Genomic DNA, 14,894 nt, shown 5'->3' with positions numbered 1-14,894 from the left:
TAGATTTTACACGTAATGACTTTAGAAGATTCAGCGTCGAAAGAATTAAAATGGTGGGCAGTACCTGGGAAGTTCTTACGGCAAGAGCTTTTGCCTGTACTGACCAACTTACGACTAGCGATCGCACTACTGCTATTGATTGCAATCTTTAGCTCCACCGGTACCGTAATTGAACAAGGTCAGTCACCCGCATTTTACCAAGCCAACTACCCAGAACATCCAGCTTTATTTGGTTTCTTAACTTGGAAGGTAATTCAGGTAGTTGGGTTAGACCACGTATATCGTACCTGGTGGTTTCTGGCATTACTCATCTTATTTGGTACTAGCTTAACTGCTTGTTCTTTTACCCGTCAGTTGCCAGCTTTAAAAGCTGCCCAGCGCTGGAAATATTACGAAGAACCACGGGAATTTCAAAAGTTAGCTTTGAGTGCAGAACTAGATACTGGTTCCCTAGATTCCTTAAATCAGATATTACAGAAACGTCGCTATAAAATTTTTCCAGATCAAGAAAAAGAAAATCTCCTCTACGCCCGCAAGGGAATAGTCGGACGCATCGGCCCAATTATCGTTCATATTGGCATCGTCGCTATTCTGCTAGGAGGAATTTGGGGGGCGATGACTGGGTTTCTTGCTCAGGAAATGGTGGCGAGTGGCGATACATTTCAGGTGAGAAATATTGTTGATGCTGGCCCTTTAGCAGCAGCCCAAGTCCCTAAAGATTGGGCTGTGCGAGTCAATCGTTTTTGGATTGACTACACTCCATCAGGCGGCATTAATCAATTTTATTCAGATATGTCTGTCTTGAATAATCAGGGACAGGAAGTTGACCACAAAAAGATTTTTGTCAACGAGCCTCTGCGCTATCATGGCGTCACTTTCTATCAAACTGATTGGGGAATTGCTGCTGTTCGTGTCCAATTTAACAACAGTCCGATTTTTCAGCTACCGATGGCGCAATTGAACACCAACGGTAACGGGCGTATCTGGGGAACGTGGGTTCCCACTAAACCGGATTTGAGTGAGGGTGTCTCCCTGTTAGCCAAAGACTTACAAGGGATGGTATTAATTTATGATGCCACTGGCAAACTCGTTGATACTGTCCGCACTGGGATGTTCACCCAAATCAATGGCGTGAAACTCAAAATTCTGGATGTAGTTGGCAGCACTGGCTTACAAATAAAAGCAGATCCAGGCATACCAATTGTTTACTCAGGGTTTGGCTTGCTAATGCTGGGTGTGGTGATGAGTTACTTCTCCCATTCGCAAATATGGGCATTGCAAAAAGGCGATCGCTTGTATGTGGGTGGCAAAACTAATCGCGCCCAAGTTGCTTTTGAACAAGAGGTTTTAGAGATTTTAGATCAGCTGAGTTCACAGCCAAAGGGTGAGGAGAAAGAGGCGGCGATTGAAGTTTAAACGCTTCAGGGGCGCAAAGGAAATCGCAGAGATACGCAGAGGATTACTTTATGTACCTTTGTATGAACCTCTGTGCCCCTGGAGCGTTTCAAAGTTATTTACAATTAATTACACCATTTCCACAGCTACAAATTGGGAAATTACTAGAGGTATTTATTAAATATTGGAACAAAAGATTTCTATGTCTGCTCAACTTCAATTCAAGGGACGCGTTTGCCTCTTACCCTTAATCGCTATCTTGTTAAGTATCGCTTCTTGCACTGCCGATCAGAAAAACATAAAACGTGTTTCCCTTGTTGGTGCCGGGGCAAGTTTTCCCGCGCCTTTGTACGAGCGCTGGCTTTCAGATTATAACCAGCAAAATCCCAATGTTGAAATTAACTATCAAGCTATAGGGAGCAGTGCTGGAGTACAACAGCTCATCGACGGTACTGTGGACTTTGCAGCTAGTGATGTGGGAATTACAAATGAACAAGCAGCCAAGATAAAACGGGGAGTCATCGCTTTGCCAATAACTGCTGGTTCTATTGTGCTGGCTTATAACCTCACACCGATTGCATATCAGTCGCCTCAAGTCAATGTGCCAACTGCTCTAAGGCTACCACGCCAAGTTTACGTAGATATCTTCCTCGGAAAAATTACGAATTGGAATCATCCTAGAATAGCCGTAGCTAATCCAGGGGTAAGTTTGCCCGATTTACCGATTCAGGTTGTACACCGAACTGATGGTAGTGGAACTACGAGTGTGTTAACGCAACACCTAAGTGCTATAAATCCAGAATGGAAAAGCAAAGTTGGGGCTGGTAAAGCTGTAGCATGGCGAGTGGGAATTGGTGGAAAGGGTAACGAAGGAGTTACCGCCCTAATTCAACAGATACCAGGAGCTATTGGCTATGTAGAGTACGTTTACGCTAAACAAAATAAACTTCCTGTGGCTGCTTTAGAAAATAAATCTGGTAATTATATTACTCCGACCCCAGAATCTGTAGCTCAAACCTTAGAGGCAGTGAAATTACCCGCCAATAACTTGATTGCTTTTATCACCGATCCTACAGGTGCCAAGTCTTATCCTATCGTCACTTACAGCTGGCTTTTAACTTATCAGCAATATCCAAACCGAGCCAAAGCTCAAGTACTGAAAAACTTTGTTGATTGGGCTGTAATTGAGGGGCAAAAATCCAGTTTGGAACTCGGATATATTCCTTTGTCTAAAAAAGTTGTGGTTCAAGTGCAATCTGCCATTAATAAAATTGCTGAATAAAGCCGATTAATACCATCTGCGTTAATCAGTGATGATATTACTTTTGGTGACGCACTTCAACCACGGTATGTACATTACCACGAGGCGTAAAATCTGCTTTCACAGTGACTTCCAACGGCTCACATGCAGCCACAAAATCATCCAAAATTTGATTAGCAGATTCTTCGTGGGAAATGTAGCGATCGCGGTAACTATTAATATAAAGTTTAAGCGCCTTCAATTCGACTACCCGCTCATCAGGCACATAGGTAACGTAAATTGTCGCAAAATCAGGATAACCGGAAAACGGACATTTACAAGTAAATTCCGGCAAAGTAATATTAATGTCATATCGCCTCCCCACACGCGGATTAGGAAAGGTGATTAGTTTACCTTCCGCAATGTCACGTTCGCCATACTTCATTTCTTGGCTTGTCTGGGATACACTTTCAGGTAGTTTATCAGTTGTCATTTGTTAGTTGTCATTAGTTATTTTACTGATCTTTACGTCCTTTTAGTAATTTTGTAGCTTGTTAACTCCAAAATCTTGTACAGATGCGATTAATCGCGTCTCTACTCTTCCTTCTCCCAATCTGGACAATTCTCATCTTCACAACCGTGGGGATGCATAGCACAAACTAACAAATTACCACCATAAACTTGACCGTGGTAGTGAGTACAACCAATGCAGGCAGGATTTTTTTCGGCTGTGGGTTCAACTGAATAAGGAAAACCCGGATCTACATCTGCTACAATGTCTTCCAGTTCCCAGTAAGCTTCTAACATCGGTTCAGCCAAATCCTGTAAATACTGATCGACTTCAGTGATAATGTTACTGTGTACTTGCTCGGTGACTTCTTCCGTTAGCTCAAAAAATGCTTCTACCACTTCACTCATTCCCAGGAAGAAACGCTCTACTTCATCAGCCACTGTTTCAACGATTTCTACTAAATCTTTTTGCCACTGTTCCATAAACTTGACACCTTTGCAGGCTATAAACAGGACGCTTTGTGTTATCTGGCTTGAAGCACTAAATTACACACTAGGCAATGTATCTTATCAAGTTTCTATCTGAAGTGCCATGTCAAATTGCCACTTATTATTTATATTTCGATCAAAGAATGCTGAATGCTTTTTATTGATCGCGTTGCAATCGTTTTAACTCGTTTTGCAGGTCTAGCACTTCTTGACGTAACTTATCTACATTCTCATCACTTGATGCCTCTTTCACCGTTGGCTCTTCATCTTCCTCTAAAATTTCAATGCGGCGAGGTTCAGAAGGGGGTGTTTTCTCAGAGGTTTCAGCAGATGCTTGGGCCTGTTGGGCTTGCTTCATCATGTCTTCAACGAAGCGGCGGGCTTCTTCTGTGTTCATTTCGCCCTTCGCCACCATTTCATCTGCCAGTTTTTGGACTTGCGATCGCACTTGGGCTAATTTTCCCCCTGCTTTCTCACCCGCGTAAGAAGCTAATCCAACACCGAGGTAAAAAGCTTTTTGAACAATATCTCCAAAACCAGGCATTGTTGCTGAACGCTCCTAAAAATAGGGCGACCCGGAGACTACGCCTACCACAAGCCTCCCGTGTTGCTGCTACCTTCCGGTTCTGACAAGATTTGGGTGTTGCAGTCGCATAGATCCAGGTCTTCTAAAAGCATAACATTAAAAACCAGTAAGTGTGTGTTATTCCATAACAATTCGCCATTCATAAAGCTGATAGTTGACACAGCCGTGTTTCACCAATGGGTCATCAGCTACAATTGCTTCTGCCTCAGCCTTTGAGGCTGCCTCAAACAGCAACATCCCGCCTCTTTGCTCTGCCCAATACCCTGTTCGGGCTTTGTGTCCTTTAGCAATCAAGTCCTGAATGTAGGCTTTGTGGGCAGGTACATATTGGTCAAAGGTAGGTTTATCGACTTTGCCTTCTTCAATCTTTACAAACCAAGGCATAAGCTTTTTAACTCCAGTTGCAACAGACATCCTGCTTTAGTTATTACTATTTTTGAATAGCAAATGAGTAGCAATTTAATCAAGAATCTGGACATTGCAGAGAAAGCGGGATGATTTAGCAACTTTCAAAATTTCTCCCCCTGCTCCCTCTGCCTCAAGAGCTAGCCCCAATTCATTTCACTGTTTTGCAACGCCAAAATCTGGGCACTCTTCCTCAACAAGGATAGCTTTGTACCCAGAAACAGCAATCAGGCTATAGATTAATCACTAGGGATTCAATATAACTACTACTGTGGTTGCGATCGCAATTCTTGTAATACTCCCTGCAAAAACTTACCCCATTCTGCTGCCAAAGGGATTTCTGTAAACGGAACCCGCACTGAGTTAGTAGATTCGGAAAATAGAAATTCTAATTCTATAGAACGGCCTTTTTCCGGTGGATTCTCTACATCTACTAATTTGTCATTGACTAAAAACTGGATTTGTTTGACATCAAGCAAAGAGAATGTTTCTAGTTTAATCGGGCCTTTAGGCGTAGGTTTTCCCCAAGTTAGATTGTTGCCTTTTTGACCTAATACAGCATAAATATCATACTTAGCTCGTTCAAATTGCTCTGCCCAGGCGCGATAGGCTTCAACTTTTTGATACTCCTTCGAGCCTTGCCAAGCCAACCAGAAAAACATTACTAACAGGGGTAACCACAAAAGACCACGTTCCATCGTTTAAAAAAATCCTGAATCCTGAGTGAAACTTGTAACTAAAAGTGCAAAATCCACCAACAAGTGATGCAGATAAGTTATGGTAGTGAGCAAACTGGCAAAAAGCGGTGATGAGTTAATATGAGAAAACTTATATTATTGTGCTTGTTTGTCATTGGGCTGGGAGCTGCCATATATGGTTTCCTGAATTTCCAGGGATTGGCAGCTAAAGGAGAGTTTGAGACGATTTTGCTTGATTTTCGGGAAGATATTCCATCAGTTGTGGTGGAACAGAATCTGCAAGCGATCGCCAAACAATACAACGTTACACCCCAATTAGACAACAAGTTTTCCAAAAAAGATAATGTGTATATTATCAAGGGCGATCGGCAACGGCTTCAAGAACTGAAAAAATCTCAGTTTGCCCAAGCGACAGAATTCATTGAACCAAACTATATCTACAACAAGATTCCACAACCAGGTGAAGCCGCTTGGCTGGGAGAATTTTTGCGACCCCAAGAAGATGAAGAAGCAAGCCCTTCATTAACTGGCCCCAATGACCAATATTACAGCAAGCAGTGGAACTTGCACAAAATCGGTATTGAAGGCGCATGGAGTCAAACTAAAGGTAGTGGCATCACAGTTGCAGTGATTGACACCGGGATTACCAAGGTTCGCGACTTGTATGAGACAAAATTCGTCAAGGGCTATGATTTTGTTAACGACCGAGAAGAAGCCACAGACGATAACGGCCACGGTACCCATGTTGCCGGAACTATTGCCCAAGCCACAAATAATAAATATGGCGTAGCTGGAATTGCTTATGAAGCCAGTCTGATGCCACTGAAGGTACTCAGTTCTTACGGCGGTGGTACTGTTGCCGATATTGCCGAAGCGATTAAATTTGCTGCTGATAAAGGCGCAGATGTGATTAATATGAGCTTGGGTGGTACTGGTGAAAGCCAGTTGATGAAAGAAGCGATCGACTATGCCCATCGAAAAGGTGTAGTTATTATAGCCGCAGCCGGGAATGAAAACGCCAATGGAGCAAGCTATCCAGCCCGCTATCCCTACGTTATCGGTGTTTCGGCAATTGGCCCAGATGGCGAAAGAGCACCCTATTCTAACTTTGGTGCCGGGGTAGATATCTCTGCTCCTGGTGGTAGTGAAGCTGGTAAGATTCTCCAAGAAACCATCGACGAAAAGGGCGAAGGCGTATTTCTGGGCTTCCAGGGTACAAGTATGGCTTCTCCCCACGTTGCTGGTGTTGCGGCATTAATCAAAGCTGCTGGTATCAAAGAACCAGATGAAGTTTTAAAAGTTCTCAAACAGTCCGCACGAGTTATTCAGGATGATGGTTTGAACTATTATGGCGCTGGACAACTCAATGCAGAAGCAGCAGTCAAACTAGCCTTTAGCGGACAAATCAGTTTTTCAGATTTCTTCCGGTGGTTACGGGATAGCGGCTATCTTAATCCCGGCTTTTGGATTGATGGTGGTGCGATCGCACTCTTACCCAAGATTTTAATGGTAGTTGGTTCCTATCTGCTGGCTTGGTTTCTACGCGTTTACTTCCCCTTCACTTGGAGTTGGTCTTTATCGAGTGGACTAATTGCCGGCAGTTCTGGGTTATTCTTCCTCAAGGGAATCTATATTTTTGATCTTCCCCAATGGCCTTTCCGGGTTTTGGGCAGTTCAATTCCCGAACTAGGCAATACCCTCCAGGGAACTGATGCGTTGAATCCTCTGTTTGCTAGCGTACTGATTCCCATTGTTTTAATGGCATTGCTGCTGGGACATCCTAGTTGGAGATGGTTTGCCATTGGTTCAACTTTAGGTGTAGCAGCGTGCTTAACTACAAGTGCGTTTTTCGATCCGGCAGTTTGGGGGTTGGGAAGTGGTAACTTGGCACGCCTCTTCCTCATTGCCAACGCTCTAATCTGTTGTGGACTTGCTCGTTTAGCATTGAAAAACGAAGAAAAAATTGCATAGAAGGGTACTGTGGACTAAGTAACTGGGACTAGTGATTGGGAAAATTCTTTCTTAGTCCCCAGTCCTCATTACCCAGTCCCCATTCCCCAGTCTCCATTCCCCAACTCAGCACTGTTATGAGCACCACACTTACAGGTACAATCGAACGTCGTGATATTGGCACAGGCGCATGGGCGTTAGTCACAGAAGAGGGTGTTACTTACGAAATCCTCAGAGGGGCTGACAAAGATTTACTTAAAGCTGGACAAAAGGCAAAAGTTAAAGGACAGGTGCGCGAAGATATCATGACTACCGCCATGATTGGCCCTGTCCTAGAGGTCAAATCTTTTGAGGTAATTAGTTCTGATTAGCTGTGGAATTCAGAACCTCTTGCAGACGGCTTCTAAACTCCCCTTTGGGATGACCTCCTTTTACCTCACCCACAATCTGAAATTCTCCTTCTGGAGAATTGCAGATGATGTAAGTAGGCCATCCCATTTCTGATTTATCGGGATATTGAGTCAATAAAATCTTGCGATACTTGCGGTAAGCAGTCGTATCTTGCATTTTTACATCGATAAATTCTAAACCCAGTTCTTCAGCCACCTTTTTGTCATAAAAAGACATTTTGTGGCAGATGCCGCACTCTTCTGAAGAGAACTTAATTACAGCTAAACTCATGGGTTGGTGACTCTTTGATTTTAGGCAAAGTTTTTTAGCATAATGCCATGAAATATTAGCATATAGCTGGTCATTCGTGTCAACTTAAGATTGAAACCCTGATCCAGTATTTTCTCCTCCTTCCCGGCTTCTAGTAGGGAAGGCAATTTTTTGGGAAGCTCTGCCTCTAGTACTGCATTCCCAGGCTCTGACCATTGATGATAACAGCGATGTCTACGACGGGCTACGCCTACGCCAAAATATCAAGTATGGTGTGGATATCAGTTCAAAGCTTTTCGCTGTCTGGATTTGGGTTTGTATTTAACAATGCCCAACTCTCGCTCGATTTTGGGAAAAAATAAGGTGCGTCATCTGTCTTTGTAACGCACCATCTATTAGCAATTGCAGATTAATAAATCCACATTCCTTATTCTTCTGGCTCTAAATCGACTTCTTCCTCTTCATCTTCTTCACTGGCTTTAGCTACAGAGTTAGCAGAAACAACAGCGCCTTTATCTAGCTTTTCACGCACCAGTTTCTTAATTTCGTCAGCAAATTCGGGCTTTTCTTCTAGATACTTAATGGCGTTGTCTCGTCCTTGGGAGATATTATCGCCGTTGTAACTATACCAAGCTCCTTTGCGGACAATAATGCCAGTTTCTTCTGCTAAGTCAACAAGACAACCCAAGGTAGAAATACCTTTACCAAAAATAATGTCAAATTCCGCTATTCTAAAAGGCGGTGCTACTTTATTTTTGGCGACTTTAACTTTAACGCGATTACCAAATTCTTCTGTACCTTTTTTCAAGGTTTGAATTCGGCGAATATCCAAGCGCACCGAAGCGTAAAATTTCAATGCGTTACCGCCAGTAGTAGTTTCTGGGCTACCGTAAGTAACACCGATTTTTTGCCGCAACTGGTTGATGAAAATTACCGTGCAACCAGATTTACCAATATTCCCAGTAATTTTACGTAGAGCTTGGCTCATTAACCGCGCTTGCAGACCAACGTGGGCATCACCCATATCGCCTTCAATTTCAGCACGGGGAACCAGTGCTGCTACTGAGTCAATGACTACAATATCAACCGCAGCAGACCGAACAAGCTGATCGACAATTTCCAAAGCTGATTCGCCAGTGTCAGGTTGGGAAATCAGCAAATTGTCAATATCTACACCCAATGCCGCAGCATAAGTAGGATCAAGGGCGTGTTCTGCATCAACAAAGGCAGCAATACCGCCATTTCTTTGCACTTCGGCGAGCGCATGTAGCGCTACTGTAGTCTTACCAGAACTTTCCGGCCCATAAATTTCAATTACCCGACCCTTGGGTAAACCACCACCCAATGCTAAATCTAGAGTAAGCGCCCCACTGGAAATGGTCTCCACCCGCATCCGGGTGGCATCGCCCAGGCGCATGATTGCTCCTTTACCAAAGCTGCGCTCAATCTGGTTGAGCACCATCGTCAGCGCTTTTTGCTTGCCAGAAGTATCGGTGTTGATAGCCATTCCTGCGTCTAATGCCTCTTAATATATGGTTTTAAGGAGTGTTGCTCTGGGAGTTTGAGTAGAACAGATATACTATTTTAACCAGAAAATTCTGGAATAGGACTTCTCAAATCAAAAAAGGGGTGTGACAAGATCGTAACTCGATCGCTACCAGATTAGGGTAGTCTTGCACAATGATACCAACTTGCATTCAGAGATAGCTTTTTTTGGCTGGGTAAGCAAGGGGTTTTCAAAGAAAAAATAAATTACCTAAACAACACTCTCAGTAGAACCGTACTCGTGAGTATTTGCAGAGGTTGCTAAATTAGGAGCGATCGCTATGCCAGTCAGTATATCATCTACAGCGACTTCATAGGGTTCGGGTAAGCTGTAGAAAGCTTCTATGGTAATAGTGAAGGAATTTTCAATGCTTTAGGTGAATTTCAGCTTTGAGAGGCTATGATGCTCAGTCGTACTTGCTGCCTATGAGCTTGACGTATAATTGTACCAATATTAGGGTATGGGGGAGAACATCATGGCTAAAGTTAATCTAGATGCTTTGATTCCACGAGAAGATTTTGATGTGGAAGAAAATATTAATCTAGGTAAGAAAAAAGAAACAATTTCTATTGAAGACCTTAAAATAGACTCATTCTTCTTTTCAAACATCAGAAAACCTGATTTTCAAAGAGAAACTAACGAATGGGACAAAAATAGAATTTGTGAATTTGTCAAGAGTTTTATTGAGGGCGATTTAATACCAGCAATTATTTTATGGCGAAGTACAGGTGGCTACTTATTTGTAATTGATGGTAGCCATAGATTAAGTGCTTTATCTGCTTGGGTAAATGATGATTATGGTGATGGTAAAATTTCAAAACTTTTTTATGATGGGGTGATTTCTGATGAACAAGTAGAAATTGCTCAAGAAACACGAAAATTAGTAAACAAGACGGTTGGCTCATACGAAGATTTTAGGTTGGCTTCCACATATCCTGATAAAGTTAAACCCGAAGTTGTCAAATATGCTAAAAATTTAGCAGCTGTGGCAATTCAGCTTCAATGGGTTGAAGGTGATGCTACTAAAGCAGAAAGTTCATTCTTCAAAATTAATCAACAAGCAGCACCAATTGATAAAACTGAACTAAAACTTCTTGAATCTAGGAAAAAGCCTAACAGTATTGCGGCGCGTGCAATTATCAGAAGCGGTAAAGGGCATAAATATTGGTCATCTTTTTCAGATGAAACACAATATCAAATACAAGAAATAGCTAAAGAGATTAATGAGATACTTTTTGCGCCTAAGTTAAAGACTCCTATAAAAACTCTGGACATACCAGTTGGAGGAAAACTATATTCATCGCAAACATTACCACTAATTTTAGATTTTGTAAATGTCGTTAACAATCTAGATTTTAATAATAAGGGAATTAATAATGACTTAACGGGTGAAGAAACAATACAAATTTTAAAGAATACCAGAAAAATTGTGTATAGATTAAATAGTAACCATTCATCATCTTTGGGGTTACATCCAGTTATATACTTTTACTCAAAAGATGGACGACATAGAACAGTGTCTTTACTGGCTGTTGCTGATTTTGTAATGGAACTTGATAAAAGAAGAAAAACAAATGACTTCATTCAAGTACGAGAACAATTTGAGGAATTCCTCATAAAATATGATTACTTAATTCAGCAAATTTATTTAAAATATAGGTCTGTTCAAAAAAGCTACAAAGATGTATCAAAAATGTTTCAGAAAATTGTAGCTAATTTACAAACGGAAAAAACAATTGAAAATATTATACATGAGATTATATCTAGCAATGATTTTCAGTATTTGACTATTCGTACAATAAATCAAGAAATCACTTCATCCGCACAAGATTTCAATACAAATAAAAAAAGTGAGATTTATATAAAAGATGCATTAAAAAATGCACTAAAATGTAAAATATGCAATGGCTTTATCCATAGAAACTCAATTTCGATTGATCATATTCAGCGTAAAGAAGATGGCGGATTGGCGAGTATAGATAACGGACAGATAACTCATCCATACTGTAATACAGGATATAAAAATTAAGTGATTCAAATATTTTTACTTAACCAAAATTCCAATGCTCTGCTCATTCAACAGCTATATAGTTAACTCGTTGAGGGCATCGACAACAGGAGTAGCAATCATAAACTGATCGTAACAAAATAGTAAGCTATTTTCATTGCTGAATTCCCATCTATAATAACTATTCTATTTATGTAAACAATCAGCAAGTTTACAGCCTAAAATACCAGCGCAGATTGCAAAAAAGGTTTTGGCTTTGAATGTTGAGCCTTTACCCGCTGATAGTGAGCAGCTATCTGGTTATTAGGGTTTATATCGAGTTGATAGTGCTGAATATTGAATTATTAACAGGTATTTTCCCGATCAAAATTTAGTAGAAGTCATTTTAGTCGGTAAGCGCAATGGTGAGTGATGATGTCTACAAAAGATTGGAGCGTTTACTGGGTTAACCTTTGGTTTTCATTAAAATGCTAGAATCGCTCCAGCACAAATGCTTTCAGGCATCTTTGATGACTTTCGACCTTCCCGACTCTCTCATTCTTGATACTGCACTTTCAGTATCTGGATTAACTGACTATATCCGCTTGCTGTTAGAGCAAGATGAACAATTGCGGCAAGTTTGGGTAACTGGAGAAGTTTCCAGTGCTAACCACCATCGCAGTGGTTTATTTTTCACGCTGCAAGATACCGATCGCACCGCTGGAATTAAGTGTGTAGTATGGAATAGCCAATTGCCAAAACTCGCCCAGATACCTGTTACTGGTGAGCAGATAATTATTTTGGGCAGCATTCGCGTGTATCCGCAACGGGGAGAGTATCAGTTATCGGTTTGGCAGACTCTACCTGCTGGTGTTGGTTTACAGGCACTGCGCTATCAACAACTAAAAAATCGCTTGCTGGCTGAGGGGTTATTCGATGCTCAAAGAAAGCGATCGCTCCCAACCCACCCCCAAACCATCGCTGTCGTCACTTCACCAACGGCTGCTGCTTGGGGCGATATTCAAAAAACTCTCAAGCAAAGGTATCCAGGTTTACACGTTTTATTTTCTCCCGCGACAGTACAAGGTGAGCAAGCACCTGAATCTATCGTCAAAGCAATTGAGCGGGTGGAAAGAGATGGTCGCGCCGAAGTGCTAATTTTATCGCGGGGTGGTGGCGCGGTTGAGGAGTTGGCTTGCTTTAATGATGAACGAGTGGTGCGATCGCTGGCTACTTGTTCTATTCCTGTAATTACTGGTATCGGCCATCAACGAGATGAATCTTTAGCAGATTTAGTTGCAGATGCTTGTGTACATACACCAACTGCGGCGGCGGAAAGAGTTGTGCCAGCACTTTCAGAGTTGTATACTGAGCATCGGCAGCGAATTGTGGCTTTACATGAGGCAGTGCATGACTCTTGGGAAACTGCTGAGAATAAACTGCAAGTATTGCGGAATCGTTTGCGACGTTTGCGATTAGATCGGCAAGTGCAGCAAGAGGTAGACAAGCTAGTTTGGAAGCGTCAGCAATTGGTGCAAATTACGACGGGGCGATCGCAACAAGCAACACAGCATCTAGAATTGTTGCGGCAAAAGTTGGCTAGTCTTGACCCGAAAGCTGTGTTGCAGCGTGGTTATGCGGTGGTAAGGCGGGAAGATGGGGCGATCGCTCGTTCTGCGGCAGAGTTGGCTGTGGGGCAAGAGTTAGTAATTCAGTTGGGGCAGGGTGGAGTTAAAGTAAAAGTTATGGAAATAAACGAACCGCCCTCCGGGTTCACAGTCGCCTACGGCGGGAAACCCGCCTACAGCGCTGATTCACCAAGACGCCAAGGACGCCGAGAGTTGAATGGTTAAACGTAAGGGTGCTTCTAGTTCTGAGGAAGGTTGGAATTATGAGGCGAAGGTTGCTGAAATAGAAGGAATAATTGCTCGTATTGAGGCGGGTGAGTTGGAATTGGAAGATGTGTTTGAGCGATTTGCAACTGCTGTTGAGTATTTGCGTCAGTGCGAAAGTTTTTTGCAGCAGCGACAGCAGCAGGTGGATTTGTTGATTGAAACTTTGAGTGATGAGTAGCAGTTATGGGATTTAGGGACTTGTTTATCTAACTTGAGTCAAACTGTCAGGCGATCGCGTCAAGTCTCAGAGTTAGTCTTTGGAACAATGAAATTATTGCCTTTTCTTTGTGCTAAGTATTCTCTTAATTCAACGAACGATATCAAACTACAGATTTACAAAAAACCCTGACAGCAACGTCAGGGTATAATTGTATCATTACTAAGCTATTCCTTCGCTTAAGATTTTGAGCAGAGACTATCCATTATTATTTGGTAGCTGCGAGTCAATTAGACAATCAGTTGAATGACTGTCTACTACTACTTTCAAACCAAAAGGCGTGGTTTGTACGGTGACTATCCCATCAAACCCAGCTAGAACAGCTAATAAGGTCGCTAAGACAAATGAGTAGAGGAAAATCCAACTACTGTGGCGATTGAGATTCACTGTTTTTTCTCCTTGTTTGTAAGTGAATCCCGAACCCAAGTTATTATCCATAGACTAGCCAAGAGCAAAAAAGCCGACACAAAAACAGTTAAGTTATAAGTCTTTGTGATAAGCTAATTTTAAGAAATAAAATAGCTAGCTCGAAGCCTACAATTTATAACTTGGGTTTCGGGCTTTTTCATTTGGGAATCTATCCAGAGTCCCAAAAAGAGTTGTAACTTGCTTTACTTTTCTTAATACTGCGCTTCACTTTGCACATGTTTTGGCATGACCTCTATTTCAAATACCAGTCTTATGGCTAATTGCTATTGATGGTTCACTAGAAACTTCAAGGTCGAGTTCGTTGGAAGCAAGACACCAGTTTAGGAGTTTGTCCAAGAGCAGACTCTGAAGTTTAGCATTCTGTTCAATGTCTTCCAAAGCTTTTTGAACTTTACTACTTTGGTCAAGCCGACTTTGAAGGACAAGATGAGTTGAACAAAGTATGGAATGTAAAGACAACCTCAACTGCACAGAGAGTGGAGACTTAAATCGTTCAAATTGTTGGTTGATGTGATCTATCTGAGATTGCTTAATAGAGAAACTCGGAGCAAGTTCGTTAGAAGTAAGACGCCAGTTTAAGAGTTTCTCTAAGAGCAGACGCTGATTTTTGGCGTTATCTTCAATGTCTTGAAAAGCTTGAGTTATAATACTTTGGTCAAGTCCACCTTGACTGAATTTTTGTGTCAAATCAAGTGTTTTCTTGAGGTATGACTTGAACTCAATGGAGAGACTAGACTTAAATAGTTCAAATCGCTGATTGATATGATTTGCCTGTGCCTTAGTAGCGATCGTACTGTTACTCATAAATATGCTTACTATTTCAAAAACATGCGGAATTAAGCGGTAACGAGCGGTATCTGGCGGAATTAACTTTAAACTAACAAGAT

General features: G+C 41.8%; 17 protein-coding genes and 1 other RNA gene. 8 read left to right on the top strand and 10 right to left on the bottom strand.

Features of this window, described 5'->3' with window-relative positions:
* Positions 1-15: 15 nt before the first annotated feature.
* Together RM347_RS04640 and pstS are read left to right on the top strand one after the other, a co-directional pair.
* Positions 16-1,416, top strand: coding sequence for a cytochrome c biogenesis protein (locus RM347_RS04640; RefSeq protein ID WP_322721524.1), 1,401 nt, complete (start codon positions 16-18; stop codon positions 1,414-1,416).
* A 181-nt stretch (positions 1,417-1,597) separates the two neighbouring features.
* Entirely contained in the window at positions 1,598-2,677 is a 1,080-nt protein-coding gene (gene pstS / locus RM347_RS04635) for a phosphate ABC transporter substrate-binding protein PstS (protein ID WP_322721523.1), read from the top strand.
* Positions 2,678-2,714: 37 nt separating this feature from the next.
* On the opposite strand, the gene queF is transcribed toward pstS, so the two are convergent.
* From queF to RM347_RS04605, 6 genes are all read right to left on the bottom strand, one after another.
* Positions 2,715-3,128, bottom strand: a complete 414-nt coding sequence (gene queF / locus RM347_RS04630; protein WP_322721522.1) for a preQ(1) synthase — start codon at positions 3,126-3,128, stop codon at positions 2,715-2,717.
* A gap of 101 nt (positions 3,129-3,229) precedes the next feature.
* Positions 3,230-3,628 carry a hypothetical protein gene (locus RM347_RS04625; protein ID WP_322721521.1) on the bottom strand — a complete coding sequence of 133 codons (399 nt, stop codon included), beginning with the start codon at positions 3,626-3,628 and terminating at the stop codon, positions 3,230-3,232.
* A 163-nt stretch (positions 3,629-3,791) separates the two neighbouring features.
* Positions 3,792-4,178 carry a phasin family protein gene (locus RM347_RS04620; protein WP_322721520.1) on the bottom strand — a complete coding sequence of 129 codons (387 nt, stop codon included), beginning with the start codon at positions 4,176-4,178 and terminating at the stop codon, positions 3,792-3,794.
* A gap of 25 nt (positions 4,179-4,203) precedes the next feature.
* Positions 4,204-4,300, bottom strand: an RNA gene (ffs, locus tag RM347_RS04615) — signal recognition particle sRNA small type.
* A 37-nt stretch (positions 4,301-4,337) separates the two neighbouring features.
* Positions 4,338-4,604, bottom strand: coding sequence for a YciI family protein (locus RM347_RS04610; RefSeq protein WP_322721602.1), 267 nt, complete (start codon positions 4,602-4,604; stop codon positions 4,338-4,340).
* A gap of 287 nt (positions 4,605-4,891) precedes the next feature.
* A complete protein-coding gene (locus tag RM347_RS04605) occupies positions 4,892-5,323 on the bottom strand; it encodes a hypothetical protein (RefSeq protein WP_322721519.1) in 432 nt (143 codons plus the stop codon).
* 120 nt (positions 5,324-5,443) lie between these two features.
* Here RM347_RS04605 and RM347_RS04600 point away from each other — a divergent pair, with 120 nt between their 5' ends.
* Positions 5,444-7,294, top strand: a complete 1,851-nt coding sequence (locus RM347_RS04600) for a S8 family peptidase (protein ID WP_322721518.1) — start codon at positions 5,444-5,446, stop codon at positions 7,292-7,294.
* 116 nt (positions 7,295-7,410) lie between these two features.
* Entirely contained in the window at positions 7,411-7,644 is a 234-nt protein-coding gene (locus RM347_RS04595) for a hypothetical protein (RefSeq protein WP_322721517.1), read from the top strand.
* On the opposite strand, the gene RM347_RS04590 is transcribed toward RM347_RS04595, so the two are convergent.
* Complete coding sequence (locus RM347_RS04590) at positions 7,631-7,954, bottom strand: thioredoxin family protein (protein ID WP_094327275.1); 324 nt, start codon at positions 7,952-7,954, stop codon at positions 7,631-7,633. The two genes, RM347_RS04595 and RM347_RS04590, sit on opposite strands and share 14 nt — an antisense overlap.
* A gap of 197 nt (positions 7,955-8,151) precedes the next feature.
* Here RM347_RS04590 and RM347_RS04585 point away from each other — a divergent pair, with 197 nt between their 5' ends.
* The gene (locus RM347_RS04585) at positions 8,152-8,295 is read left to right on the top strand and encodes a hypothetical protein (RefSeq protein WP_428850509.1); all 144 of its coding nucleotides are present in this window, start codon (positions 8,152-8,154) and stop codon (positions 8,293-8,295) included.
* 65 nt (positions 8,296-8,360) lie between these two features.
* Here RM347_RS04585 and recA read toward each other — a convergent pair whose 3' ends face one another.
* Positions 8,361-9,440 (bottom strand): recombinase RecA, encoded by a 1,080-nt coding sequence (gene recA, locus RM347_RS04580; RefSeq protein WP_322721515.1) that lies wholly within the window; start codon positions 9,438-9,440, stop codon positions 8,361-8,363.
* 514 nt (positions 9,441-9,954) lie between these two features.
* On the opposite strand from recA, the gene RM347_RS04575 reads away from it, so the two are divergent.
* The 3 genes from RM347_RS04575 (at position 9,955) to xseB (ending at position 13,539) form a co-directional block, all read left to right on the top strand.
* Complete coding sequence (locus RM347_RS04575; RefSeq protein ID WP_322721514.1) at positions 9,955-11,508, top strand: HNH endonuclease; 1,554 nt, start codon at positions 9,955-9,957, stop codon at positions 11,506-11,508.
* 488 nt (positions 11,509-11,996) lie between these two features.
* On the top strand, positions 11,997-13,319 hold the full coding sequence (xseA, locus tag RM347_RS04570; RefSeq protein ID WP_322721513.1) for an exodeoxyribonuclease VII large subunit: 1,323 nt from the start codon (positions 11,997-11,999) through the stop codon (positions 13,317-13,319).
* The gene (gene xseB / locus RM347_RS04565; RefSeq protein ID WP_322721512.1) at positions 13,312-13,539 is read left to right on the top strand and encodes an exodeoxyribonuclease VII small subunit; all 228 of its coding nucleotides are present in this window, start codon (positions 13,312-13,314) and stop codon (positions 13,537-13,539) included. Before xseA ends, xseB begins: the two co-directional genes overlap by 8 nt.
* Positions 13,540-13,776: 237 nt before the next feature.
* On the opposite strand, the gene RM347_RS04560 is transcribed toward xseB, so the two are convergent.
* Together RM347_RS04560 and RM347_RS04555 are read right to left on the bottom strand one after the other, a co-directional pair.
* Positions 13,777-14,016 (bottom strand): hypothetical protein, encoded by a 240-nt coding sequence (locus RM347_RS04560; protein WP_322721511.1) that lies wholly within the window; start codon positions 14,014-14,016, stop codon positions 13,777-13,779.
* A 228-nt stretch (positions 14,017-14,244) separates the two neighbouring features.
* Complete coding sequence (locus RM347_RS04555) at positions 14,245-14,811, bottom strand: hypothetical protein (RefSeq protein ID WP_322721510.1); 567 nt, start codon at positions 14,809-14,811, stop codon at positions 14,245-14,247.
* Positions 14,812-14,894: the final 83 nt, after the last annotated feature.

Origin of the sequence: Nostoc sp. ChiQUE02 (assembly GCF_034531305.2) — a bacterium.
Classification (GTDB): Bacteria; Cyanobacteriota; Cyanobacteriia; order Cyanobacteriales; family Nostocaceae; genus Nostoc.
Note: the sequence above shows the minus strand (reverse complement) of the source record. Positions and strands in the feature narration are given on the sequence as shown.